This window comes from Campylobacter sp. BCW_4341, from assembly GCF_001764255.1.
GTDB classification, from domain to species: Bacteria; Campylobacterota; Campylobacteria; order Campylobacterales; family Campylobacteraceae; genus Campylobacter_D; species Campylobacter_D jejuni.
Window position 1 is genome coordinate 124,536 of sequence record NZ_MKAH01000005.1, and the last position, 23,658, is coordinate 148,193.

A 23,658-nucleotide genomic window follows, 5' to 3' on the forward strand; every position below is an offset into this window, starting at 1 on the left:
CTCACAAGTTTTATCATTCAAATATTTCTACCCCATCTTGATTTTTACTTTGATTATTTTGATTTGTTGAAGATGGATTTGTAAGAATATTTTGCGTAGGTGTGTTTTCAATTGTATTATTTTGATTAAAATTTGTTTGAGGTAAGCTTTCTTCAAAGGTAGCATCGCCATCGAAACTATTAAAACTACTGTTTGTATTAGGTATAGTTTTGCCTATGTCTGTTGCTTTTGGAAGATTGTTATAAAGTGTATTTAATGTATTTTTATAAAAAGCTAAAAAACTTTTATCAATTTCAAAAGCAGGTTGCTCCAAACCTTTATTGAGTTGAGTTGGTACGGTGGAGATAGTAGTTTTAAACATATTAACCCCATCATCATTTTTAATAGGATAGTTAAGCGCAACTAAAGAATCCAGTTTGGTGCTGCTTGAAAGATTGGTTGAATTTTGTGGATTGTGTGCATCTATAAAATCTATTTTACCTTTAAAATTTATACCTAAATTGGATTTTACATAATCTCCACTCATAAAATTGCTTGTTTTTTGTGCATTTTTTTCTTCTGTATAAATACTGATTGAACTTTTAAGAGTGTAGTCTGGATTAGTAGTAACTATTTTATAGCCTTTTAGTTGAGCGATGGTTTTGATCTGCTCTTCTAAATTTTGTTTTAAAAGATCAATTTCTTTTTCTATGCGAATTTTAAGCACTGAATTTTCAAAATAATCAGAATAATTGTTATTTTGTTCTATATTAATAGGCTCAAGAGCAATGCTTACTCCAGAATCAATAGGTTCAACCTTTGTTGGAACTTGGGGTTTAAAATTTGGCATAGAAACATTGACAAAATTACTACTTGTACCCCCACAAGCTGCTAAAATTAACATACTACTAGCAAGTAAAATATATTTTTTCATTTTTTACCTTTATTTAATGTGTTTGTGTTAATTATAGCAAGTTAAAGTTTTTTTGTTATATTTTTATAAAAGAAAATTAGGAAAGATATATGGAATTTTGGCAGCATATTTATTCAAATTTTAATGTTATAGCTTTTAGCATCTTTGGTTTAAAGGTGCATTGGTATGGCATTATGTATGTTATAGCTTTGCTTTTGGCTTTGCTTTTGGCTAAATTTTTTGTAAGAAAATTTCAACTAGACATTAATGAAAAACATTTGGATAGTTATTTTATATGGGTTGAAATAGGGGTTATTTTAGGTGCAAGGCTTGGATATATTTTGATTTATGATGCAAATACTATGTATTATATTACTCATCCTTGGCAAATTTTTAATCCTTATATTAATGGTGAATTTGTAGGTATTCGAGGTATGAGTTATCATGGAGCAATTATAGGATTTTTGATAGCTACTTTATTGTTTTGTAAAAAATATAAAACAAATCCTTGGATTTTTCTTGATTTGGTTGCTTTAAGTGTTCCATTGGCTTATGTTTTTGGTCGTATAGGAAATTTTTTAAATCAAGAGCTTTTTGGTCGCATTACAAATGTGCCTTGGGGAATTTATGTTGATGGAGTATTGCGTCATCCATCGCAACTTTATGAAGCATTTTTAGAAGGTATTGTTGTTTTTATTATAGTTTATTTAGCAAGATTTAAGCAAAGTTTTCAAGGGGAATTGATTCTTGTTTATGCTGGTGCTTATTCATTGGCAAGATTTATATGTGAATTTTATCGCGAGCCTGATTTTGGTATGGGTTTTGTTTTATGGGGTATGAGTATGGGACAAATTTTAAGTTTTATAATGTTTATAACAGCTTTGTTAGTTTATATTTGTATAAAGTTTAAAAAAGTAAATATTTAATCTATCTTAAAGACTTTTGTAATATAATGAAATGGATTTTTTAATTTCTTTTTACAAAGGAGTAAAGATGCGTGAGCTTATCGAAGGTTATTTGGGTAAGAGCATTGAGGGCAAAAAAAGTAAAATGCCTGCGAAATTAGACTTTATCCAAAGCGCCTCAGGGCTTTTTTTAGGTCTTTTTATGTGGGTGCATATGCTTTTTGTTTCTACAATTTTAGTCAGTGAGGATTTTTTTAATTCTGTGGTACATTTTTTAGAATTAAAATTTGTTTACGATAATCCTGTTATGAGTTATCTTACTTCATTTTTGGCTGCCTGTGTTTTAGTGGTTTTTTTCGTTCATGCTTTACTTGCAATGAGAAAATTTCCTATTAATTACCGTCAGTATCAAATACTAAGAACACACAGTAAAAAAATGAATCACAGCGATACTTCGTTATGGTGGGTTCAAGCTTTTACAGGTTTTATTATGTTTTTCTTAGGTTCTGCTCATCTTATTTTTATTGTAACCAATGCAGATAAAATTAGTGGTGATATGTCAGGAGATAGGGTTGTAAGTCATTTTATGTGGCTTTTTTATGCTGTTCTTTTAGTGTGTGTTGAGCTTCATGGAAGTATAGGGCTTTATAGACTTTGTGTTAAATGGGGTTGGTTTGAAGGAAAAAATGTAAAAGAAAGTCGTAAAAAGCTTAAAACTGCTAAATGGATAATCAGTATTTTCTTCCTAGTTTTAGGTGTGTTAAGTCTTGCAGCATTTATAAAGATAGGTTATGAAAACTACCAAAATCAAACCCAAACTACTGCGATGATAAAAAACTACAATGGAGCAAATTATGAATATACAATATAGTGATGCTTTAGTAATAGGCGGAGGATTAGCAGGTCTTAGAGCGGCTATTGAAGTAGCAAAGAGTGGCCAAAGTGTAACACTTTTAAGTATTTGTCCAGTGAAGCGTTCTCACTCTGCAGCGGTGCAAGGAGGTATGCAGGCAAGTTTAGCAAATGGGGCAAAAGGTGAGGGTGATAATGAAGATCTTCACTTTGCAGATACAGTAAAAGGAAGTGATTGGGGCTGTGATCAAGAAGTAGCAAGAATGTTTGCTCAAACTGCGCCAAAAGCAGTGCGTGAGCTTGCGGCTTGGGGTGTGCCTTGGACTAGAGTTACCAAAGGTCCAAGAACTGTTGTAATCAATGCACAAAAAACTGTGATTGAAGAAAAAGAAGAAGCGCACGGGCTTATTAATGCTAGAGATTTTGGTGGAACTAAAAAATGGAGAACTTGCTATATCGCAGATGCAACAGGGCATTGTATGCTTTATGGTGTAGCAAATGAAGCTATTAAACATCAAGTAAAAATTATTGATAGAATGGAAGCAGTAAGAATTATCCATGATGGTAAAAAATGCTTAGGTGTGATCGCTAGAGATTTAACTAATGGACAACTTATTGCTTATATTGCAAGAGGAACCATGATAGCAACAGGGGGCTATGGTAGAATTTATAAGCAAACTACAAATGCAGTAATTTGTGAAGGAACGGGCGCAGCCATTGCTCTTGAAACAGGGCTTTGCAGACTTTCAAATATGGAAGCAGTGCAATTTCATCCAACTCCTATTGTACCAAGCGGTATTTTGCTTACTGAAGGTTGTCGTGGTGATGGTGGAATTTTACGTGACGTGGATGGATATCGTTTTATGCCTGATTATGAACCAGAGAAAAAAGAACTTGCAAGTCGTGATGTGGTAAGTCGTAGAATGATGGAACATATTCGTAAAGGCAAAGGTGTAAAAAGCCCTTATGGGGATCATTTATGGCTTGATATTTCTATATTGGGTCGTGCTCATGTGGAAAAAAATCTCCGTGATGTACAAGATATTTGCAAAACTTTCAATGGTATTGATCCAGCAGATGAAGGTCCAAAAGGTTGGGCGCCAGTTCTTCCAATGCAGCATTATTCTATGGGTGGAATTAGAACTAAACCAACAGGTGAAAGTCAATGGTTAAACGGACTTTTTGCTTGTGGAGAAGCAGCTTGCTGGGATATGCACGGATTTAATCGTTTAGGTGGAAATTCATGTGCTGAAACTGTTGTAGCAGGTATGATAGTGGGAGATTATTTTGCAGATTATTGTAAAAATAATGGTGAAGTAATTGACACAAATGTAGTAAAAGACTTCTTAACTAAAGAGTATCAATATTTAAAATCTTTAGTAGATAAAGAAGGTAAATATAATGTTTTTGAAATCAAAAACAGAATGAAAGAAATCATGTGGGATAAGGTGGCCATCTTTAGAACAGGTGAAGGTTTGAAAGAAGCAGTAGATGAACTTGAAAAACTTTATAAAGATTCTCAAGACGTTAAAGTACATTGTAAAGAACTTGATTGTGCAAATCCAGAGCTTGAAGAAGCGTATAGAGTGCCAAGAATGTTAAAAATAGCACTTTGTGTAGCTTATGGAGCGCTTTTAAGAACAGAAAGTCGTGGGGCGCATTATAGAGAAGATTATCCAAAAAGAGATGATTTAAATTGGATGAAAAGAACCAATACTTTTTGGGTAGAAGGCGAAACCTTACCACGCATAGAATACGAAGAGCTTGATATTATGAAAATGGAAATTCCACCAGCATTCCGTGGATATGGAGCTAAAGGAAATATTATAGAAAATCCTTTAAGTGAAAAACGCCAAGCTGAAGTGGATGCTATCCGTGAAAAAATGGAAGCTGAAGGCAAAGGTCGTTATGAAATTCAAAATGCTTTAATGCCTTATGAATTGCAAGCTAAATATAAAGCACCAAACCAAAGAATAGGAGTTGATTATGAGTAGAAAATTGACAATAAAGGCATTTAAATATAATCCTTTAAGCAAAATTTCTAAACCACATTTTGTGACTTATGAGCTTGAAGAAACTCCTTTTATGACAGTTTTTGTATGTTTGACTTTGATCCGTGAAAAAATGGATGCGGATCTGAGTTTTGACTTTGTTTGTCGTGCAGGGATTTGCGGATCTTGTGCAATGATGATTAATGGAGTGCCAAAACTTGCTTGCAAAACTTTAACTAAAGATTATCCTGATGGAGTGATAGAGCTTATGCCTATGCCTGCATTTAGACATATTAAAGATTTAAGCGTGAATACAGGCGAGTGGTTTGAAGACATGTGTAAGCGTGTTGAAAGCTGGGTGCATAATGAAAAAGAAACTGATATTTCTAAACTTGAAGAACGCATTGAGCCAGAGGTTGCGGATGAAACTTTTGAACTTGATCGTTGTATAGAGTGTGGAATTTGTGTAGCTTCTTGTGCAACTAAACTTATGCGTCCAAATTTCATAGCTGCTACAGGACTTTTAAGAACAGCTAGATATTTACAAGATCCGCATGACCATAGAAGTGTGGAAGATTTTTATGAATTAGTGGGCGATGATGATGGTGTTTTTGGTTGTATGTCATTGCTTGCTTGTGAAGATAATTGCCCTAAAGAATTACCTTTGCAAAGTAAAATTGCTTATATGAGAAGACAACTTGTGGCTCAAAGAAATAAATAAATCTTTCCCCTTTTTAAGGGGAAGATTATGAAAGAATTATTCCAAAAAATTTGGCAAAATGAACTCCAATTTTTAAATTTTGATGCTAAATTTCAAAATAAAAGCAAACTTGATACGGCCGAGTGTGCGATTATTTTAAGTGTCAATAAAGACAATTATGAAAGATATTTTCTCTTAAAAGAATTTCAAGAGCTTTGCAAAAAAATTGATTTAAGAGTGGATATTTTTAGTATACAAAATGCTCAAATTTGTATTTTAAATCTTTTTAAATCAGGTTTTATTTCAAAGCAAGATTTGCTTAAGGCTCTAAAAATTTTAGAAAAAATTTCAAAAAATACTGAAATATTTGATTTTATTTCACAAGAAAAAGTTCAAAGTATAGATCAAAAAGCTTTATTTCAAAATGATTTTAAAGAATTAAACGCCATTAATTTGGAGCTTCAAAAGCTAAGTTTTGATGAAAATTTAAAATCAAGACTTCAAAAAACTTTGGAAAAAATTCAAAATTTAGAGTTTAATATAGCCATCACTGGCGTGATGAATGCAGGAAAATCAAGTCTTTTAAATACTCTTTTAAAAGAAGATTTTTTAGGGGTTTCAAACATACCTGAAACAGCTAATTTAACAGTATTAAGCTATGGTAAGAGTGAAGAAGCAAGGATATATTTTTGGGATAAAAAAGAATGGCAAAATATACTTGAAAGTTCGCACTTTAATGCAGATTTAAAAGAATTTATTGACAAGCTGGATAAGAGTGTAAATATAGAGGATTTTATCAAAGATAAACCTTTAATACAAAATATCGCACTTTGTGAGCTTAAAAATTTCAGTTCAGCTAAAAATAAAATTTCAGCTTTAATTAAAAAAATAGAAATTAAAAGTCATTTAGATTTTTTAAAAAATAATATTTCTATAGTTGATACTCCAGGGCTTGATGATGTTGTAGTTCAAAGAGAAATTGTTACAAATGAGTATCTTAGAGAAAGTGATTTTTTAATTCATTTAATGAATGCTTCTCAAAGCTTGACTCAAAAGGATGCGGACTTTTTGGTGCATTGTCTTTTAAACTCAAGGCTGAGTAAGTTTTTAATTGTTTTAACTAAAGCGGATTTGTTAAGCAAAAAGGATTTAGAAGAAGTCATTGTTTATACCAAAGAAAGCTTAAAATCAAGACTTGTGGATTTAGATGAAAATTTGGTGGAAAAGATTGATTTTTTATGTGTGAGTGCTAAAATGGCAAGTGATTTTTATAAGGGTTTAGCGCCTAAGGAAAGTTTGCAAAAAAGTGGTATGCAAGAATTTGAAAACTATCTTTTTAACGAGCTTTATGCAGGAGAAAAAAGTAAGATTGCCTTAAGAGCTTACAAAAAAGAATTACATTTAGAGCTTAAAAATATTCTAAGCGAATATGAAATGCAAAATCGTCTTATTAAGGAGAATAAACAAGGTGTAAGTGAAGAAAATCAAAAGCTTTTACTTGAACTTCAAAAGCAAAATACCTTGTTAAAAGAAGCACAAGATGAAATTTCAAATTCCATTGCAAAACTTAAAAATATAGATAGTGGCATAGATAATCTTGTTTTACTTTTGGCTAAAAAATTAAAAGAACGCTTGATAGATGAGTTTAAATATCTGAAAAATAATGCACAAAAGCTTAATCTTTCTCGTATTTTAAATATAGTTGATATTACTACAAAAGATGGAATTAATGATATTTTAAGAGAAATTAAATTTGAAAATATTAAAAAAATCGAGGAGCTTAAAACAAATTTATCTTTAAAATATGATTTTTTAAAAGATGATTTTGATAATGGTTTTGAAGGTTTTAAAGATGGAATTTCAAAAAATATAGATAGTATTTTTCAAAGCGAAAAATTTGCACTTTTAAGATTGAAAATTGAAAAATTAAGCAATCTAAAATCAGATTTATATGAGCTTGAAACGAATTTAGATACGGTTATTTTTGATACTTTTAAAGAATTTAAAATGAGCGAAATTTTAAACTCTTTAAATATCAATGAAGCATTTTTTGAGTTTTTAAATGATAAATTAAAACATTATGAAAAAAATCAAAAATCAAAATTAGAAAGTCTTGAAAAAGTTTTACAGAGTCTGAAAAATCAAGATATTAATATTTTAAATTCTTTTGAAGAAAATTTAGAAAAAATTGAAAAATTAAAACAACTTGAAATGGGGCTTTTAAATGCAGATTAATCTTTTAAATGATTTTATAAAAGCCTATGAAAATACTTATAGTGTGAGTTTTGATGATAGCTTTAAAGGGCGTATTCAAGAGCTTTGCAAGGAACTTAACGAGCCTTTTATGCACGCAAGTTATGCTTTAGAAAATGAATTAAAAGAGCTTGTGTTTTCTTTGGATAAGAATGTTAATATCGCTATTATAGGGCAGTTTTCAAGTGGTAAATCAAGTTTGCTAAATTTGATCTTAGGGTGTGATTGTTTGCCTACGGGTGTTGTTCCTGTTACTTTTAAACCTACTTTTTTACGCTATGCAAAAGAATATTTTTTAAGAGTAGAATTTGAAGATGGAAGTGATATTATCACAAATATAGAAAAATTAGCCTTTTATACGGATCAAAGAAATGAAGTAAAACAAGCAAAAAGTTTGCATATTTTTGCACCCATTCCTTTACTTGAAAAAATCACTCTTGTAGATACTCCAGGTTTAAATGCAAATGAAAATGATACTTTAACAACTCTTGATGAGCTTAAAAATATTCATGGGGCGATTTGGTTAAGTTTGATTGATAATGCGGGTAAAAAAAGTGAAGAAGATGCCATAAAAGCAAATTTAGAACTTTTAGGAGAAAATAGCATTTGTGTATTAAATCAAAAAGATAAATTAAACACAGAAGAGCTAGATAATGTTTTAAATTATGCAAAAAGTGTGTTTTTAAAATATTTTAATGAGCTTATTGCTATTTCTTGCAAAGAAGCCAAAGATGAGCAAAGCTATGAAAAATCTAATTTTCAATCTTTGCTTGATTTTTTAACTCAGCTAGATACAACAGCTTTAAAAGAAAAATTTGTTAAAAGAAAAATTTTAAATTTATGCGAAATTTTAGAAGATGAAAACCAACTTTTTGTAGGTATTTTTGATCGTTTATTAAATCAATTTCAAAGTTATGAAAAGCATTTACTTTTAGCGTATGAAAATTTTTTAAAAGAGATTGAAATTTTAAACCATCAGATTTTAGAACAGCTTAAAAGCATTAGCGAAAGAATTTCTAGTGAAATTTTTGCAAGTGTTAAGGAAAAAGATGCTTATTTTTACAAAGAAAGCAAAGGATTTTTAAAGAAAGATTTATACACAAGATATGATTATAAAGCGCCTTATATTTCAAGCGACGATGCTTTTTTGGCGATGTTTTATAATAGTGATGTGATGAGTAAAGAGTTTAAAAAAATCAAAAATGAACTTTATAAATCTTTTGAAGAAATCAAGATGAAATTAAAAGATTTTATAAACATACTTGAAAGAGAAATTTTGCTTTTTAAAGCAGAATTTTCAAACATACAAAAAGATCACATTTTCCAAAGTGATAAAAATTTTAGTGAATTAAGAGCTTTTTGTAATGCAAGCGATGAGTACTTTTTGAAAGATTTTAAAGAGCTTTTATTTAAAAGTATTTTAGAGCTTGATTTATTTTTTGAAAAATTAAATCTTAAGGCTTTTACAAATTATGAAAATGCTACAAAACTAAGCCTTGCATTTTTTAGTCGTAAAATCAATGAAAGCCGTGTTCTTTATGAGCTTGATAGTTCTGAATTTGTACTTTTTTATCCTAAAAAAAGCGAAATTTATGAAAGAGTTTTAAATGAATTAAATGTTTATGAGTTTGAAGCTTTGCTTATTAATAAGCCTATTCTGATAAAAATTGCAAAAAATTTCTTAGAACAAAGTCAAAATTTAATCCAAGAAAAAAATAAATTTTTAGATCTTAAAAAAGCAGAACTTCAAAAAAGAAGAGCACAGATTTTAAATGTTAGAGAAAATATAAAGGAAGATTGATGAGAATATTTTTAGCTTTATTTTTATTTTTTAATTCATTATTTGCATTAAGTGAGCTAGAAGAGGGTTTAAAACTTTACGAGGCAAATAAATTTGATAAAGCTTATGAAATTTTTAAGAATCTTTGCGAAAAAGATATTTCTAAAGCTTGTTTTTCTTTAGCTTTTATGCATGAGAGTGCTAAGGGTGTGAGTAAGGATTTAAATCAAGCTTATAAATTTTATGATAAAGCTTGTAAATTGGGTTTAGCAAATGCGTGTTCTAATATGGCTTTGCTTTTGCAAAATCAAGGTTATAAAAATGAAGCTCTTTTGGCTTTTAATAAAGCTTGTGCTTTAGGAGAATCGTTAAGTTGTAATAATATAGCTTTATTTTATGAAAAAGAAAAAGATGGACAAATGGCTTCAAGTTTTTATAAAAGATCTTGTGATTTAAAAAATGCAAGAGCTTGTTATCAGTTAGGATCTTTATATGATAAAGGAGAGCTTGTTAAGGCAAGTGTAAAATCTGCCCTTGCTTTTTATTCTAAATCTTGCACTTTAGGTTTTAGTGAGGCTTGTTATTTGTTAGGACGCTATAATCAACTAGAAAAACAAGATCTAACAAAGGCAAAAAGATATTTTGGCATGGCTTGTGATCAAAAACATCAAGAAGCTTGTGCAGCTTATAAAGAACTTAATTCTAAAGATATAGAGCTTTATTAAAAGTTCTATTTTCATTACTTTCAAAGATATACTTAAATAAAATTAAGAATAACACAAAATTTATCGCTTTTTAAAGTTAAATTTATATTAATAGGACTAATATAGTCTTGTTTAAATTATTATCAAGGAGAAGTAATGCAAGACAATATTATTGATCGCAGAAGCTTTTTTAAACTAGGGCTTCTAGGTGGTTCTGTAGTAGCAGCTAGCACTATAGGTGGCGGTGCTGTTTTAAAGGCAGCAGAACTTACGCATTCGCATCAAGCTTCACAAGGAAAATCAAATAAAATTAGAGGTAGAATGTTTTTTCAAACTCAAACTGAATTTGATACCTTAAGTGCAGCCTGTGAAAGAATTTATCCTAAAGATGAGCAAGGAGAAGGAGCTATAGGTTTAGGCGTGCCTTATTTTATCGATAATCAGCTAGCTAGTGCTTATGGTTATAATGATAGAGAATATATGCAAGGGCCTTTCATGGAGGGCAAAGCCGAACAAGGTTATCAAACCCCTATGCAACGCAAAGATATTTTTTTAGAAGGCGTGCATGCTCTTGAAGAAAATGCTCAAAAGCGTTATAAAAAATCTTTTTCTTTGCTTAAAGGTGGAGATCAGGATAAAATTTTAAGCGATTTTGAAAAAGGAAAAATTCAAACTACAGGTTTTAAATCTTCTTATTTTTTCACACTTTTAAGAGATATGACAGTAGCTGGAGTTTTAGCTGATCCAATTTATGGCGGAAATGATAATAAAAATGGTTGGAGAATGATGCAATATCCAGGCGCACAAATGAGCTATGTGGATAAAATTGCAAGTGATGAATTTTTTAACATTGAACCTATGGGTTTAGCAGATATGGAGAGTTAAAATGGCTGAAGTATTAAAAAAAGTAGATGTGCTAACAGTTGGAGCAGGATGGACTGGAGGTATAGTGGCTGCAGAGCTTACTAAAGCAGGTTTGAATGTACTTAGTTTAGAACGCGGACATATGCAAAGTACTGAAAATTTTAATTTTATCCATGATGAGTGGAGATACGGGATTAATTATGGTTTGATGCAAGATTGCTCAAAAGACACTGTGACTTTTCGCCATGATCCTAGTGGTTTAGCCTTACCTTATCGTAAAATGGGTTCGTTTTTATTGGGTAATAATGTTGGCGGTGCAGGGGTGCATTGGAATGGTTGGACTTTTAGGTTTATGCCTTATGACTTTGAAATTCAAACCCTAAGCAAACAAAGATATGGTAATAAATTAGGTAATGATTATACCTTGCAAGATTGGGGCGTGACTTATAAGGATATGGAGCCTTATTATGATAGATTTGAAAAAACCTGTGGGGTATCAGGTGAACCAAATCCTTTAGCGGAAAAAATGGGAGCTTTTAGATCCAGTCCTTATCCACAAGAACCTCTTGAAAATACTAAAATGCTTAAACGATTTGAAAGTGCAGCAAAAAGTTCAAATTTACACACTTATCGTTTGCCAGCTTCAAATTCTAAAGGTGGCTATACAAACCCTGATGGTCAAGATTTAGCTCCTTGTCAATACTGTGCGTATTGTGAGCGTTTTGGTTGTGAGTATGGCGCAAAAGCAAGTCCTTTAAATACAGTAATTCCAAAGGCTATGAGCACAGGTAAATACACCATACGTACTTATAGCAATGTAACGCAAATTCTTAAAAAAGACGGAAAAGTAACAGGGGTGAAATTTGTCGATACTAGAACGATGAAAGAGTATATCCAGCCTGCTGATATAGTTGTGCTTACAAGTTATATGTTTAACAATGCTAAGCTTTTAATGGTAAGCAACATAGGTGAGCAATACGATCCAAAAACAGGTAAAGGAACTTTAGGTAGAAATTATTGTTACCAAATGAATATGGGTACAACAGCTTTCTTTGATGAGCAATTTAACACCTTCATGGGTTCAGGTGCTTTAGGAACTACGAGTGATGATTTTAACGGAGATAATTTTGATCATTCTAAGGAAAAATTCCTTCATGGAGCTATGATTTATAGCGTTCAGCTTGGAACTCGCCCTATACAATCAGCCCCACTTCCAGCAGGAGCTCCAACTTGGGGTGCTGAATTTAAAAAAGCATTAAACTATAATTTCACAAGAGCTATTACCGTAGCAGGACAAGGTGCTTCTTTGCCTCATAAGAATAATTATTTAAGTCTTGATCCAACTTATAAAGATGCTTTTGGTATGCCACTTTTACGCTTAACTTATAATTTCACCGATCAAGATAGAGCTTTGCATAAATTTATCACAGATAAAACAGCTGAGGTAGCAAAAAGAATGCAAGGAGTAAAATCAATTAAAAAAGGCGCTTATCTTAAGGATTATAGCGTTGTACCTTATCAATCTACTCATAACACAGGTGGAACAACAATGGGTGCAGATAGAGAAACTAGTGTGGTTAATACTTATTTACAACACTGGGATGCGGATAATCTTTTTGTTGTAGGAGCAGGAAATTTCCAACACAATAGTGGATATAATCCAACTGATACTGTGGGAGCTTTGGCTTATCGCTGTGCTGAAGGTATTTTAAAATATCATAAAAGTGGAAAAAGCTTAGCTTGATAATAACTTGAGAGTTTTTGAAAACTCTCAAGATTATAAATTTTTAATTTTCTTCCGATATAGTATATAATATCAAGGAAGGCGAAAATGATTAATGGTACAAATTCTTATTCAAACTATAATTATACAAAAAGGCAAATGTAGTCTGCTCTTGGTGGTTGGAATCCAAGATTATTTTAATAAAATATCATAAAAAAAGGGTTTTCTATGGTAAATTTTGATACTCAATATACAAATATCAATTATCTAAATAATAACACAAGCAATAAAAAAGCTGTGCTTAAAAATGATGATGATGCTTATTATGAATCCATAATAAAAAAATTTGGAGATCTTGAAAAATTTAAAGAAGAAAATGGCTATAATGGATCTGCTGATGTAAAAGAAGTAGAAAACTCTTTATATAAAAGATATATGGAAGATAAACTAAGCAAGGATGAAATAAAAATACTTAATAAATTTGGCACAGACTATCTTACAGAAGGCGTAGATTTGTCCGCACTTCATAGACGAAAAGTTGATCTTTTAAAAACTCTTACAAGTATGAATGAATTTGAGAAAATATGGGGTGCTGAAAGGGCACAAAGGGAAAAACAATTTTTTAATGAACTTGGTAAGCCACTTACTCAAGAAGATATAGATAGGTTCTTAACTAATAAAAACAATCAAAAAGAAGACAAAGAAACTTTCAAACCTATACAAGCAGAAAGTAAAAACAAAGAAACTTACAAAGATGATAGTAAAATGAATGAGCTTGTAAAAAAACTATTAGAAGGTAAATTTAGCACTAGTAAAGAATTAGAACTTCTTTTTGGTGTGAAATTTAGTGATGATGCAGGAGAATTTAACAAAATCCTTTCTTTAAATTCTGCACCAAAAAGTATAGATATTAAGGCTTGATAATGCAAAAATTTAAATTATAAAAAAGGATAAAAAATGTTAAATATCTTAACATATAAATTCAAGCCATCATTTTCATAAGGAAATTTTTTATTTAAATTAAGAATTTTAAGATGCGATGTTGAATTTAATGTCGTTATTTTGTGAGTTTTGTTGATAAGTTTTGGCTATGAAATTTTTAAAATCTTTATCAAAATTTGAATTTTTATCGTTGTTTTTTGAATCTTTATCTGTTTTTTCTAAGCTATTTTCTGAATTTTTGTCATCTTTTTCTTTATTTTCTTCTTCTTTTTCTTTGGCTTCCTCGGCTTTAAGCTTCATTGCTTCAGCTCTTGCTTCAAATTCCATTTTTGAAGCATTTGCTGCAACTTTATAGTCTTGCGGGCTAGGATCAGCAGGAGCCATAGCTGCTGCTGCGATTTGTCTTGCATTGGCTATAGTTTCTTCTGGTGTGTTTCCTTTTTGCATGCTGATAGGAACTTCGCCCGCTGTAGCATACATTTGATTATCAGGGCCTCTTGTATAAGTAAAACTTGCAGCACCTGCTAAGCCGCCGCCCGCAGCTTGATGTGCAGCTTCATGAGCTTTTACATTTCTATCGATACTTTGAAGTTCGCGAACTTGAGCTACTTCTTTTTGGCTTAGCTCTACGCCATTAACCATTTGGGTTTGTTCGCCATTTTTTTCTTTATCATCTTTATTTTCACTAAGATTTTTTTCATCTTTTTGAGTGGAATCGGATTGATTTGTTTTATCAAAAGAAGGTTTGCTAGAGTAGTAATCATAAGAGTTATAACTTGAACTAATTTGCATTTATCCTCCTTTTTGTTTTTTAAATTTTAGGAATTTTAACGCATTTTGACTTAAAAATTTGATAAATTTTGTAAAATAATCATAAATACAATTTCAAAGGAATGTAATGATTTATGAAAATGATTTGATTTATATAGAGAAAGAGGAGGCTCAAGTGCCTTGGCTTAAAATTTTTACTAAAGAAATTTATAAAGAATTTAGCGATTGTCCTTTAGAGTTGCAAAAAGAACTTTTTGAAAAAATTTTACTTTGTGAAAAGGCTATGATAGAATTTTACAAACCTGAAAAAATCAATATCGCCTCTTTTGCAAATTATGTGCCAAGGGTGCATTTTCATGTTATGGCAAGATTTAAAGAAGATGCGTTTTTTCCTGAGTGTATGTGGGGAAAACAGCAAAGAGAAGCAATAAAGCTTGATTTGCCTAAATTTGAAGAATTTGTAAAATTTTTAAATAGTAAAATTTTTTAATTTTTATTAATGATTTGTTATGTTTTATCTAATAAAATTTTTATATTGAAAATTACTATAAAAAAGGAAAAAAATGAAAAAAGTTTTATTAAGTTCATTGGTTGCGGTGTCTTTGTTAAGCACAGGTTTGTTTGCTAAAGAATATACTTTAGATAAAGCACATACAGATGTAGGTTTTAAAATCAAACATTTACAAATTAGCAATGTAAAAGGAAATTTCAAAGATTATTCTGCGGTGATTGATTTTGACCCTGCGAGTGCTGAATTTAAAAAGCTTGATGCAACTATAAAAATCGCATCTGTAAATACAGAAAATCAAACAAGAGATAATCACTTACAGCAAGATGATTTTTTCAAAGCAAAAAAATATCCTGATATGACTTTTACAATGAAAAAATATGAAAAAATCGATAATGAAAAAGGTAAAATGACAGGAACTTTAACTATAGCTGGAGTTTCTAAAGATATCGTTTTAGATACTGAAATCGGCGGTGTAGCTAAAGGCAAAGATGGAAAAGAAAAAATAGGCTTTTCTTTAAATGGAAAAATCAAACGCTCTGATTTTAAATTTGCAGCAAGTACTTCAACTATTACTTTAAGTGATGATATTAATTTAAATATCGAAGTTGAAGCAAACGAAAAATAATTTTTTAGTCTAAGAGTCTTGCTCTTAGACTTTGTAAATTTTTATCCAAATTTTCTTCACTTTCTTGCCAAATCAATTTAAAATCCGGTTTAAAATTTTCATTTTCTAAATTAAATTCCGTATTTTTTAAGGTGGATTCTAAAAAAGCAAGATGATTTAAAGCTTGATTTTTGTCATTAAAAATTAAAATAAAATCATTGTCTACGATGAAAATTTTTGTTTTGAAGCGTTTTAAAATTTTTGCAATTTGTTTTAAGATGAGTTTGGTGTAGCTTTCTTTAGTGTCTTTTAGTTCATTAAAATGAAGCAAGGCAATGATATAGTTGTTTTTTCCCTTTGTAAAGCGTGTAAGGCTTTTTTCATTAGGTAGTTTTGTTAAGGTGTCAAAAAAAGCCAATCTATAAGCGTGATTTAAAAGATAAAAACAAAAAACTAAACTTGCAAATTCAAAATACCTTATTCCTGCTCCTTCTTGGAATAAAAACTGAAAATATGCAGCAAAAAATGCGATAATAAGATAATATTCTTTAGTTTTAAAGGTTTTGATAAAAATGAGTATTAAGCCGACTAAAAAAAATAAAATTCCTAATTCACTTACAGGTTTAAAAAAATTTAATGCAATAAAATGGAATTCTAAACCAGCGCTATTAAAAGTAGTATTTCTAGGTAAAATGATGCTTAAAACGCCTATAAAAATAAGGGTTGTAATTGAAGCGATATTTTTTTTACTTAAAATTAAAGCATGGTGTTTTCCAAGGCAAAATAGAGTAAAAATCATAGGTAAAAACAAAGCCACAAATAAATTAGCTTGAAAAAAACTTGTATAAAAATAAGGCAACTTAGCTCCTAATAGCACTAAAGTTAAAAAGAAAATTCTTGAATTTTTAAAGTAAAAGGATAATACAAGTGCTGAAATTTCAAAAATAAAACTCAATGATATTAAAAAATCTAATAAAAACATTTCAAATCCTTGATTTTAATAAAAGTGATAATTGTATAGAAAAAAGCTTAAAAGTGGACTTTATTTAAATTTAGCAATCTCATCTTGTATAGTTTGTTCTATATGAAGTAATTCTTCATGAGTTTTTTTACTATTTTCTAAAAGTTCATCAAATTTAAAGCCAAGCATAACAATACGATATAAATTGGGTTTATATTTTCTCCAATTATATAAAGTGCTAACATCAATGTCTAGTTCATATGCCATATCACGCTTGCTCTTTTTTGTCATTTTTTACCTTAAAAATTTAGCCTTTAAAAAATTTTACATTAAAATTTCTTTATTAAAAACACTTGAAATATTCAATCTTTTATATAAAATATATTTAATATTTCAATATTAATTAAGTTATAGTATGGAATAATTCGAGATATTTTTTAATTTTCAAGGAGTAGTTATGGATTTCAATTCGGTTCTTTTCAGCATTGGCGATAAATTGCCAAAAGATGCAACATCTACCGTGATGCTAAAAGAGAAATTTGATCGCTTAAATGAGGATAAACAAAAAGAAGTAGTAGCACAGCTTCCAATGATAAAGCTAAAAAGTCCCGCTCTAGTATTTTGGGTAGGGACTTTTTTATTTGGTGCTTTTGGAGTGGGTCGTTTTATGATAGGAGATTGGGTTTTAGGGCTTATACGCTTGGGAATTACAATTGTAGCTATGTTTTGCGGTATTTTAATGATTACATATAGTGCTTTAGGGATAATATATGGTTTGTTGTGGCTTGTTAATTGGATTTGGTGGATTGTAGATATGTTTTTAGTGGGTAAAAAATTAAGAAAACAAAATTTTGAAAAGATTGCAAATATTATACAATAATTTCGAGTTTTTATGAAAAATAATCAAAAATAAGTTTGCAAAATATTTTTATCAAGTTTTTAGTAAATTTTGTTTTTGTGACAAGTGAGGTTTAGAATTCTTAAGCAATAAAGAAAATTGCTTTTAAATATTTTGTCTGTTGCTCCAAATATTGCACAGGTTTTTTTAGAGATTACAAGTAAAATGGTGAACTTGGTACAGATGAAGAGAAACTAAAATATTATTTAGGTGAACAAAAAAGGAGGAAATTAATGAAATGTTTTAATGCGAAATTTATGTTTGTTGGAATTTTGGCAGTATTTTTGAGTGCTTGTAGTAGCGGTATTCCAAAATGTAGTGATCAAGATGTACAAAATGTTTTAACTGAGATTATTTTAGAACACAATTTTGGTAGATTTTCTGAGGTTGATCGTAAAAAGTTGAAATTTACTTATAGCGGTTTTATGAGCGATTTAACCGATAAGGAAAGTAAAACACAGTATTGTAAAGCTCAAGTAAAAGCAAATGGAAGTATTGATTCTCGCCCTTACAAATGGGATGCTTGGATCGAGTATTTTGCTAGATATACTGATGATGGTATGGTATATGTAGAAATTACCAGATAACTTTTTAAGGCAAAAATGCCTTAAAAAGTTAATTTTGAGGAGACTGGATATGGACTATAATGTTTTTCTTTTAAATATACAAGATAAAATAAATCAAGAAGATTTTTTCAATTTAAAGCTTAAGTTTGAACAATTACAAAATAAAAAAGAAGCTTTATCAAATTTGGTATTTTTAAGACTTCAAGATCCTATAAAACCTTTAATTATGAGTATGATATGTGGTTTTTTAAGTTTAGGTTGGTTGGCAATCGATAGATTTATGATAAAAGACTATGCATTAGGAATATTGCGTATAGTATTATCTTTATTTCCTTGTGTGTTATTTTTGATACTAGGAATTAGCTATGAAAATGATTCTAACTTGGATATTTCTGAAATTTTTTTCGGGTTGTTTGGAATTTTTCTATTATTGGGCATTATTTGGTGGGGAGTAGATTTATTTTTAGTCTATAAAAAAATTAAAAAACAAAATTATAATAAAATTATAGAATTTATTTTTAACTATCAAAAAATTTAATTTTAAAATTAAAAATTCAAGCCTTTTTCGCTACAATTTCTTAAAAATTTTTATAAGTAAAAAATTAAGGAAAATCATGGTTGAAGTAAAAAATCTTACTATGCGTTTTGCAAATCAGCTTTTATTTGAAAATGTTAATTTAAAGCTTGTTCGAGGGCAAAGATACGGACTTATTGGTGCTAATGGTGCGGGAAAATCGACTTTTTTAAAAATTCTTTCAGGAGAAATTGAGTCGAGTAGTGGTGAAATAGTATTTGATGAAGGTTTAAAAATCGCAGTTTTAGGACAGGATCAATTTGCTTTTGAAAACTACACCATCAAAGATGCGGTGATGTGTGCAAATAAGCGTTTATATGAGGCTTTAAAAGAAAAAGAAAAGCTTTATATGAGCGAGGAATTTACAGATGAGATCAATGAGCGTTTAGGTGAGCTTGAGATAATAACGGCTGAAGAAGATCCAAATTATGATTGTGAAACGCGTTGTGAAAAAATTTTAAGTTCTTTAAAGATTAAAGATTTCGATGCTTTAATGAGCACCTTACAAAGTGCGGATAAATTTAAAGTCTTACTAGCTCAAGTTTTATTTTTGGGTGCGGATGTACTTTTTTTAGATGAGCCTACAAATAATCTTGATTTAGAGGCGATTTCTTGGCTTGAAAATGAACTTTTAAGACATGAAGGGACTTTGGTTGTCATCTCTCATGATAGGCATTTTTTAAATAAAATTTGCACAAGAATTTTGGATGTGGATTTTAAACAAATTCGTGATTTTGCGGGAAATTACGATGATTGGTATATGGCTTCAACGCTTTTGGCAAAACAAGCTGAGCTTAAACGCGATAAAACCTTGAAAGAAAGAGAAGAATTAGAAAATTTCATTCGCCGTTTTAGTGCGAATGCTTCTAAGGCAAAACAAGCCACAAGCCGCGCTAAGGCACTTGAAAAACTAGAGCTTGAAGAGATTAAAATTTCAAGCCGTAGAGATCCTAGCATAGTTTTTAGAACCAATCGTGAAATAGGTAATGAAGTTTTAGAATTTAAAGGTATAGGCAAGGCTTATGATAAACAACTATTTTCAAATTTGGAGCTAAAAATAGAAAAAAATGATAAAATCGCTTTGATTGGGGCAAATGGTGTGGGCAAAAGTACTTTGGCAAAAATCATCGCCCATGCTATAAGTCCAGATAGTGGATTTATACATCTTGGGGTAACTATAGAGCTTGGATATTTTCCTCAAGATACAAGTAATTTAATTTGTGAAAATTTGAAACTTTACGAATGGCTTATGAGTGAAAAATTTAAAGATCTAGATGAAATCCGCAAGTGTTTAGGTAGAATGCTTTTTAGTGGCAGCGATCAAGAAAAAATAGCAGCAAGTTTAAGTGGGGGCGAAAAACATCGTTTAATGCTTTCTCGTTTGATGCTAGAGCGTCCAAATTTCTTGCTTTTAGACGAACCTGATAACCATTTAGATCTTGAAAGTATTATTGCATTAGGCGAAGCTTTGTATAATTTCAAGGGTGTAGTGCTTTGTATCAGCCACGATAGGGAGTTAGTTTCTGCTTTTGCTAATAGAATTTGGCATTTAGAAAATGGTAAGCTTACAGATTTTCGTGGAACTTATCAAGAATTTTTAGGAGAAAATGATGGCTAAATTTAGAATTCAATACAGCGCAGGTTTTGGGCATTATACACAAAATCACAAGGGTTTTGGGCCTACGATTTATATAGAAGAAGTGGTAGAGTTTGATAATGGCAAGGATTATTTTGACTATATAGATTTTTATAAAACTTATTCAAAGAGCGATGATACTTATTTTCATATCAGTTTTTTAGAAGATAGACCTCTAAGCGATAAAGAAATCACGATTCGCAATGAATACCGCAAAATGCGTGATGAAAACTGTAAAAAAGCCAAGGAAGAATTTATAGCCAATAATGAGCTTGATGTGGAGCATTTGCCTACTCATCATGATTGAAAAACATTAATTTTTGCATAAAAAAGGAACACTTTTTGCTTGTATAGTTTTTGCATATTTTGAAAGGAGAAAACTATGCAGGTAAATTATAGAACGATCAGCTCGTATGAATACGATGCTATTAGTGGTCAGTATAAACAGGTGGATAAACAGGTTGAAGATTATTCTTCATCTGGAAATTCTGATTTTATGGATATATTAAATAAGGCGGATGAGAAGTCAAGCGGAGATGCTTTAAATTCTAGCAATAGTTTTCAAAGCAATGCGCAAAACTCAAATTCAAATTTAAGTAATTATGCTCAAATGTCAAATGTTTACGCTTATCGTTTTAGACAAAATGAAGGCGAGTTGTCTATGAGAGCTCAAAGTGCTAGCGTTCACAATGATCTTACACAACAAGGTGCAAATGAACAAAGTAAGAATAATACTTTGTTAAATGATTTATTGAACGCAATTTAATCAAAAGCTCCATTTTGGAGCTTTTGTATTTACTTGCAAGAATTTATAATTTCTCTATTTCAAAAGGTGCAAAATTTTTACAAAAAATTTCAAATTCTTGCTCCTCTTTTTCATTTAATTTGATATGTAATATAGCTTTGCAATCCTTAAAATCTTTTGTGAAATTAAAAGAATAAGTTTTTAAAAAATGTTCAAAACGATTTAAATTTTTTAAATCAATAGCAATGGTTATATTTTTTTTCAATTCGAATGAAAGTAAAGAAGAATTATTAATCACGGCATTTGCCGCATCACTATAGGCTCTTACAAGTCCCCCTGTACCAAGTTTTATACCGCCAAAATATCTTACAGTGATTAAAGCCGCATTGATAAGATCATAGCCCCTTAGAACATTTAAAGTTGGCATTCCAGAAGTTCCTTTAGGTTCTCCATCATCGCTTTTATCTTCTACAATTTGATTAAAATCATTTAAAACACGATAAGCATAGACAAAATGAACAGCTTTTGGATGCTCTTTTTTTAGCGTTTCTATTAAAAATTTAAAATCTTTAAAAGGGCAAAGAAAAGATAAGAAAATAGATTTTTTAATATCGATTTGTGTTTGAAAAATTTGATCAATAGTTTGCATTTTTGCCTTTTTTTGTTTAAAATTATACTTATAAAAACTAAAATCAATTTGATGTTAATTTTTAAGATGTTTGATATTTATATGATTTGCATTGATATTTTAAGTTTAATTTTGTAAAATTTTCATTATGGAAAAAATCAAAAATTATAAACTTATCATCATTTTACTTAGTCTTGATTTGTTGGCTTTGCTTTATGGAATTTCAACACTGAGTATTAGTACTGATGAAGCTGATATTTATTTTGGTGAGCAGGGTAAATCACTTATTTTTTCCCATAGTTTGCTTTATTATATATCTCATTTTGGAACTTTTATTTTTGGGCAAAATGATTTTGGTTTAAGGCTTCCTTTTTTATTTTTTCATTTTTTAAGTTGTTTGCTTTTGTATTTGCTAGCTTTAAAATATACTAAAACTAAAATTGATGCTTTTTTTTCTTTATTGTTATTTGTTTTATTGCCGGGTACTGTTGCAAGTGCTTTACTGGTTAATGCCGCATCTTTGGTGATTTTTTTAACCCTTGCTATATTATGTGCTTACGAATATGAAAAAAAATGGCTTTTTTATATATTATTGATTATAGTGTTATTTGTTGATAAATCTTTTAATATTTTATTTTTAACTTTTTTCTTTTTTGGAATTTATAAAAGAAATGCTATTTTATTTACCTTATCTCTTGTTTTGTTTGGAGCGAGTATTAGTTTTTATGGTTTTGATACAGGTGGTCGTCCAAGAGGTTATTTTTTAGATACTTTAGGAATTTTTGCTGCATGTTTTTCTCCTTTGGTTTTTGTGTATTTTTTTTATACTATTTATCGTTTGACTTTTCAGAAATATAAAAATTTATTATGGTTTTTAATGAGCGTAACATTTGTATTTTGTTTGTTGCTTTCTTTAAGACAAAAACTTTTTTTAGATGATTTTTTGCCTTTTTGTGTTATTTGCACTCCTTTACTTATAAAAACTTTAATGCAAAGTTATAGGGTGAGATTACCAGTTTTTCGATTAAGGTATAAAATCTTTATAGAATGTTCTATAATTTTTTTGATATTTTGTTACTTTTTAATCGTCGCTAATCAATTATTGTATTATTTTATAAACAATCCAAATCGTCATTTTGCCAATAATTATCATTTTGCTAAAGAATTGGCGCTAGAATTAAAAAAACAAGATGTTTTAGAGCTTGCAACAGCTCCAAGTTTGCAAAAAAGATTGCGATTTTATGGAATAAAAAATAGCAATAAGTTTTATTTAAAAGCTTTAAAACAAGCCGATAAGCATGATATGGACAAAAAAATTGTTAAAGTAAAACTTGGAAAATATGAAAAAGTATATCAGATTTTAAACTATGATTAAAGCTTTCAGTTTGTTGGAATTTGTGTTTATAATTCTCATTTTAGGTATAGTTTTTAATTTAGGCAGTCTTTACTTAAAAAAAGACAATCTACTAGAAGGTGCAATACAAATTCTTAATGATATCCAATACACCCAAAATTTAGCCATGATGCAAGAAGGTATAAGAGTTGATGAGTTGGCTATCGCAAAAAGAGAGTGGTTTAAAAGTAAATGGCAGATTTATTTTATAAAATCAGCTGCCACGGGTTATGATCAAACATATACTATTTTCTTGGATAAAAATGGCGATGGAAATGCTAATTTAGGTAAAACTGAAATCAATATAGATAGAGAAATTGCTGTTGATGTAATCAATCATAACAAATTAATGAATTCAGGTCAAAGTGGAGTTATTAGTAAAGATGATGAAAAAACTACACAAAGATTTAATCTTACAAAAAGATTTGGAATAGAAAAGGTTGAATTCAAAGGATCTTGTTCAGGATTTACTAGATTAGTATTTGATGAAATGGGCAGAGTGTATTCTCCGTTAAAAAATGCCAATTATGCATATGAAAAAACTTTAGCAAAGAATAATTCAGATTGCATTATACGTTTGTTATCAAAAAAGCATGCTCTTTGTATCGTTATAGATACGCTTAGCGGTTATGCTTATATTCCAGATTTTAAAACACTTAAAAGTCAATTTGTTAATATAAAAAATAAAAATTACGAGTGCTCTAAAATATAGCCCCCATTTTTTAACCCACCAAATACTTATATAAATACTTACACAAATATTTA

At 29.9% G+C, this 23,658-nt stretch carries 25 protein-coding genes; 20 read left to right on the top strand and 5 right to left on the bottom strand.

Annotated elements, in window-relative coordinates:
* Positions 1–13: 13 nt before the first annotated feature.
* Positions 14–913: a membrane lipoprotein lipid attachment site-containing protein gene (locus AJN70_RS00725; protein ID WP_070233629.1), complete on the bottom strand. Its 900-nt coding sequence runs from the start codon at positions 911–913 to the stop codon at positions 14–16.
* A gap of 89 nt (positions 914–1,002) precedes the next feature.
* Between AJN70_RS00725 and lgt the strand changes: the two genes are divergently transcribed.
* From lgt to AJN70_RS00775, 10 genes are all read left to right on the top strand, one after another.
* The gene (lgt, locus tag AJN70_RS00730; protein ID WP_070233628.1) at positions 1,003–1,818 is read left to right on the top strand and encodes a prolipoprotein diacylglyceryl transferase; all 816 of its coding nucleotides are present in this window, start codon (positions 1,003–1,005) and stop codon (positions 1,816–1,818) included.
* A gap of 67 nt (positions 1,819–1,885) precedes the next feature.
* The gene (locus AJN70_RS00735) at positions 1,886–2,668 is read left to right on the top strand and encodes a fumarate reductase cytochrome b subunit (protein ID WP_002854660.1); all 783 of its coding nucleotides are present in this window, start codon (positions 1,886–1,888) and stop codon (positions 2,666–2,668) included.
* Positions 2,652–4,643 (top strand): fumarate reductase flavoprotein subunit, encoded by a 1,992-nt coding sequence (locus tag AJN70_RS00740; protein WP_002861159.1) that lies wholly within the window; start codon positions 2,652–2,654, stop codon positions 4,641–4,643. The genes AJN70_RS00735 and AJN70_RS00740 overlap by 17 nt, the downstream gene beginning before the upstream one ends.
* A complete protein-coding gene (locus tag AJN70_RS00745) occupies positions 4,636–5,361 on the top strand; it encodes a fumarate reductase iron-sulfur subunit (protein WP_002854302.1) in 726 nt (241 codons plus the stop codon). Before AJN70_RS00740 ends, AJN70_RS00745 begins: the two co-directional genes overlap by 8 nt.
* Before the next feature lie 27 nt (positions 5,362–5,388).
* Positions 5,389–7,575, top strand: coding sequence for a dynamin family protein (locus AJN70_RS00750; protein WP_070295337.1), 2,187 nt, complete (start codon positions 5,389–5,391; stop codon positions 7,573–7,575).
* Positions 7,565–9,394: a dynamin family protein gene (locus tag AJN70_RS00755; protein ID WP_070233626.1), complete on the top strand. Its 1,830-nt coding sequence runs from the start codon at positions 7,565–7,567 to the stop codon at positions 9,392–9,394. Before AJN70_RS00750 ends, AJN70_RS00755 begins: the two co-directional genes overlap by 11 nt.
* Positions 9,394–10,098: a tetratricopeptide repeat protein gene (locus AJN70_RS00760; RefSeq protein ID WP_044780457.1), complete on the top strand. Its 705-nt coding sequence runs from the start codon at positions 9,394–9,396 to the stop codon at positions 10,096–10,098. The genes AJN70_RS00755 and AJN70_RS00760 overlap by 1 nt, the downstream gene beginning before the upstream one ends.
* 135 nt (positions 10,099–10,233) lie before the next feature.
* Positions 10,234–10,962: a gluconate 2-dehydrogenase subunit 3 family protein gene (locus AJN70_RS00765; RefSeq protein WP_002857555.1), complete on the top strand. Its 729-nt coding sequence runs from the start codon at positions 10,234–10,236 to the stop codon at positions 10,960–10,962.
* A gap of 1 nt (position 10,963) precedes the next feature.
* Positions 10,964–12,685, top strand: a complete 1,722-nt coding sequence (locus AJN70_RS00770; RefSeq protein WP_044780459.1) for a GMC family oxidoreductase — start codon at positions 10,964–10,966, stop codon at positions 12,683–12,685.
* A gap of 207 nt (positions 12,686–12,892) precedes the next feature.
* Positions 12,893–13,585, top strand: coding sequence for a hypothetical protein (locus AJN70_RS00775; protein WP_053872204.1), 693 nt, complete (start codon positions 12,893–12,895; stop codon positions 13,583–13,585).
* A 108-nt stretch (positions 13,586–13,693) separates the two neighbouring features.
* Here the strand turns inward: AJN70_RS00775 and AJN70_RS00780 are convergent, their stop codons facing one another.
* A complete protein-coding gene (locus AJN70_RS00780; protein ID WP_052776088.1) occupies positions 13,694–14,398 on the bottom strand; it encodes a putative metalloprotease CJM1_0395 family protein in 705 nt (234 codons plus the stop codon).
* Between the two features lie 106 nt (positions 14,399–14,504).
* Between AJN70_RS00780 and AJN70_RS00785 the strand changes: the two genes are divergently transcribed.
* Together AJN70_RS00785 and AJN70_RS00790 are read left to right on the top strand one after the other, a co-directional pair.
* Positions 14,505–14,867, top strand: a complete 363-nt coding sequence (locus tag AJN70_RS00785; RefSeq protein WP_002857306.1) for an HIT family protein — start codon at positions 14,505–14,507, stop codon at positions 14,865–14,867.
* A gap of 73 nt (positions 14,868–14,940) precedes the next feature.
* The gene (locus AJN70_RS00790; protein WP_002857612.1) at positions 14,941–15,513 is read left to right on the top strand and encodes a YceI family protein; all 573 of its coding nucleotides are present in this window, start codon (positions 14,941–14,943) and stop codon (positions 15,511–15,513) included.
* 4 nt (positions 15,514–15,517) lie between these two features.
* On the opposite strand, the gene AJN70_RS00795 is transcribed toward AJN70_RS00790, so the two are convergent.
* Positions 15,518–16,474, bottom strand: coding sequence for a hypothetical protein (locus tag AJN70_RS00795; RefSeq protein ID WP_070295338.1), 957 nt, complete (start codon positions 16,472–16,474; stop codon positions 15,518–15,520).
* A gap of 60 nt (positions 16,475–16,534) precedes the next feature.
* Positions 16,535–16,744, bottom strand: coding sequence for a transcriptional regulator (locus tag AJN70_RS00800; protein WP_002778401.1), 210 nt, complete (start codon positions 16,742–16,744; stop codon positions 16,535–16,537).
* Positions 16,745–16,910: 166 nt separating this feature from the next.
* On the opposite strand from AJN70_RS00800, the gene AJN70_RS00805 reads away from it, so the two are divergent.
* From AJN70_RS00805 to AJN70_RS00830, 6 genes are all read left to right on the top strand, one after another.
* Complete coding sequence (locus AJN70_RS00805) at positions 16,911–17,333, top strand: hypothetical protein (protein ID WP_002778403.1); 423 nt, start codon at positions 16,911–16,913, stop codon at positions 17,331–17,333.
* Between the two features lie 251 nt (positions 17,334–17,584).
* A complete protein-coding gene (locus tag AJN70_RS00810) occupies positions 17,585–17,938 on the top strand; it encodes a hypothetical protein (RefSeq protein ID WP_002783105.1) in 354 nt (117 codons plus the stop codon).
* 49 nt (positions 17,939–17,987) lie between these two features.
* Positions 17,988–18,455 (top strand): hypothetical protein, encoded by a 468-nt coding sequence (locus AJN70_RS00815; protein ID WP_070287091.1) that lies wholly within the window; start codon positions 17,988–17,990, stop codon positions 18,453–18,455.
* 76 nt (positions 18,456–18,531) lie between these two features.
* Positions 18,532–20,109 (top strand): ABC-F family ATP-binding cassette domain-containing protein, encoded by a 1,578-nt coding sequence (locus AJN70_RS00820; protein WP_070295339.1) that lies wholly within the window; start codon positions 18,532–18,534, stop codon positions 20,107–20,109.
* Positions 20,099–20,434, top strand: coding sequence for a hypothetical protein (locus tag AJN70_RS00825; protein ID WP_002859498.1), 336 nt, complete (start codon positions 20,099–20,101; stop codon positions 20,432–20,434). The genes AJN70_RS00820 and AJN70_RS00825 overlap by 11 nt, the downstream gene beginning before the upstream one ends.
* Positions 20,435–20,509: 75 nt before the next feature.
* Positions 20,510–20,893, top strand: coding sequence for a hypothetical protein (locus tag AJN70_RS00830; RefSeq protein WP_002895392.1), 384 nt, complete (start codon positions 20,510–20,512; stop codon positions 20,891–20,893).
* Positions 20,894–20,936: 43 nt separating this feature from the next.
* Here AJN70_RS00830 and AJN70_RS00835 read toward each other — a convergent pair whose 3' ends face one another.
* On the bottom strand, positions 20,937–21,521 hold the full coding sequence (locus AJN70_RS00835) for an IMPACT family protein (protein ID WP_002881678.1): 585 nt from the start codon (positions 21,519–21,521) through the stop codon (positions 20,937–20,939).
* Positions 21,522–21,648: 127 nt separating this feature from the next.
* On the opposite strand from AJN70_RS00835, the gene AJN70_RS00840 reads away from it, so the two are divergent.
* Together AJN70_RS00840 and AJN70_RS00845 are read left to right on the top strand one after the other, a co-directional pair.
* A complete protein-coding gene (locus AJN70_RS00840) occupies positions 21,649–22,875 on the top strand; it encodes a hypothetical protein (protein ID WP_070210152.1) in 1,227 nt (408 codons plus the stop codon).
* The gene (locus AJN70_RS00845; RefSeq protein WP_044778549.1) at positions 22,868–23,605 is read left to right on the top strand and encodes a hypothetical protein; all 738 of its coding nucleotides are present in this window, start codon (positions 22,868–22,870) and stop codon (positions 23,603–23,605) included. The genes AJN70_RS00840 and AJN70_RS00845 overlap by 8 nt, the downstream gene beginning before the upstream one ends.
* The last annotated feature ends 53 nt before the right edge of the window (positions 23,606–23,658 follow it).

Bases quoted from the DNA above. Each gene is read 5' to 3' on its own strand.
- AJN70_RS00760 (WP_044780457.1), top strand. From the start codon at position 9,394: ATGAGAATATTTTTAGCTTTATTTTTATTTTTTAATTCATTATTTGCA.
- AJN70_RS00755 (WP_070233626.1), top strand. From the start codon at position 7,565: ATGCAGATTAATCTTTTAAATGATTTTATAAAAGCCTATGAAAATACT.
- AJN70_RS00825 (WP_002859498.1), top strand. From the start codon at position 20,099: ATGATGGCTAAATTTAGAATTCAATACAGCGCAGGTTTTGGGCATTAT.
- AJN70_RS00810 (WP_002783105.1), top strand. From the start codon at position 17,585: ATGAAATGTTTTAATGCGAAATTTATGTTTGTTGGAATTTTGGCAGTA.
- AJN70_RS00840 (WP_070210152.1), top strand. From the start codon at position 21,649: ATGGAAAAAATCAAAAATTATAAACTTATCATCATTTTACTTAGTCTT.
- AJN70_RS00805 (WP_002778403.1), top strand. From the start codon at position 16,911: ATGGATTTCAATTCGGTTCTTTTCAGCATTGGCGATAAATTGCCAAAA.
- AJN70_RS00815 (WP_070287091.1), top strand. From the start codon at position 17,988: ATGGACTATAATGTTTTTCTTTTAAATATACAAGATAAAATAAATCAA.
- AJN70_RS00790 (WP_002857612.1), top strand. From the start codon at position 14,941: ATGAAAAAAGTTTTATTAAGTTCATTGGTTGCGGTGTCTTTGTTAAGC.
- AJN70_RS00830 (WP_002895392.1), top strand. From the start codon at position 20,510: ATGCAGGTAAATTATAGAACGATCAGCTCGTATGAATACGATGCTATT.
- AJN70_RS00750 (WP_070295337.1), top strand. From the start codon at position 5,389: ATGAAAGAATTATTCCAAAAAATTTGGCAAAATGAACTCCAATTTTTA.
- AJN70_RS00835 (WP_002881678.1), bottom strand. From the start codon at position 21,521: ATGCAAACTATTGATCAAATTTTTCAAACACAAATCGATATTAAAAAA.
- AJN70_RS00740 (WP_002861159.1), top strand. From the start codon at position 2,652: ATGAATATACAATATAGTGATGCTTTAGTAATAGGCGGAGGATTAGCA.
- AJN70_RS00745 (WP_002854302.1), top strand. From the start codon at position 4,636: ATGAGTAGAAAATTGACAATAAAGGCATTTAAATATAATCCTTTAAGC.
- AJN70_RS00845 (WP_044778549.1), top strand. From the start codon at position 22,868: ATGATTAAAGCTTTCAGTTTGTTGGAATTTGTGTTTATAATTCTCATT.
- AJN70_RS00765 (WP_002857555.1), top strand. From the start codon at position 10,234: ATGCAAGACAATATTATTGATCGCAGAAGCTTTTTTAAACTAGGGCTT.
- AJN70_RS00735 (WP_002854660.1), top strand. From the start codon at position 1,886: ATGCGTGAGCTTATCGAAGGTTATTTGGGTAAGAGCATTGAGGGCAAA.
- AJN70_RS00800 (WP_002778401.1), bottom strand. From the start codon at position 16,744: ATGACAAAAAAGAGCAAGCGTGATATGGCATATGAACTAGACATTGAT.
- AJN70_RS00775 (WP_053872204.1), top strand. From the start codon at position 12,893: ATGGTAAATTTTGATACTCAATATACAAATATCAATTATCTAAATAAT.
- AJN70_RS00725 (WP_070233629.1), bottom strand. From the start codon at position 913: ATGAAAAAATATATTTTACTTGCTAGTAGTATGTTAATTTTAGCAGCT.
- AJN70_RS00820 (WP_070295339.1), top strand. From the start codon at position 18,532: ATGGTTGAAGTAAAAAATCTTACTATGCGTTTTGCAAATCAGCTTTTA.
- AJN70_RS00770 (WP_044780459.1), top strand. From the start codon at position 10,964: ATGGCTGAAGTATTAAAAAAAGTAGATGTGCTAACAGTTGGAGCAGGA.
- AJN70_RS00785 (WP_002857306.1), top strand. From the start codon at position 14,505: ATGATTTATGAAAATGATTTGATTTATATAGAGAAAGAGGAGGCTCAA.
- lgt (WP_070233628.1), top strand. From the start codon at position 1,003: ATGGAATTTTGGCAGCATATTTATTCAAATTTTAATGTTATAGCTTTT.
- AJN70_RS00780 (WP_052776088.1), bottom strand. From the start codon at position 14,398: ATGCAAATTAGTTCAAGTTATAACTCTTATGATTACTACTCTAGCAAA.
- AJN70_RS00795 (WP_070295338.1), bottom strand. From the start codon at position 16,474: ATGTTTTTATTAGATTTTTTAATATCATTGAGTTTTATTTTTGAAATT.